1 pseudogene is annotated in these 319 nt (G+C 66.8%); it reads right to left on the bottom strand.

What is annotated here, in order from left to right:
- A pseudogene (locus R0J88_RS19340) lies at window positions 1-319 on the bottom strand (hypothetical protein); the annotation flags it as partial.

Genomic DNA, 319 nt, shown 5'->3' with positions numbered 1-319 from the left:
CATCAACGGCAGCGAGATGCGCCACTGCAGCTGGCCCTTGGCCTCCGGAAGATCGGAAGCCCAGAGCTGCGCCGTGGTCGCAAGCTCGATGTCCTCCTTGAGAGCCGCGGCATCCTGACCCTCGGTGATGCGCACGCCGTAGCGATCAAAGCCCAGTCGCTGGGCGATCGCCTTGCCTGGCTCCACCCCGTAGCGCGTACCGTCGCTCAATACCAGATAGCGGCTGCCGGTCTCGGGGCTGACTTCCTGGAAGGCACGCTCGGCGCGCACCACCGACTGGCTCGGTTCGCTGTCGGGCGTGCTGGCGGCATTGCTGTCA

This window comes from Pseudoalteromonas sp. SIMBA_162, from assembly GCF_046535955.1.
GTDB lineage: Bacteria > Pseudomonadota > Gammaproteobacteria > Enterobacterales > Alteromonadaceae > Pseudoalteromonas > Pseudoalteromonas marina.
Note: the sequence above shows the minus strand (reverse complement) of the source record. Positions and strands in the feature narration are given on the sequence as shown.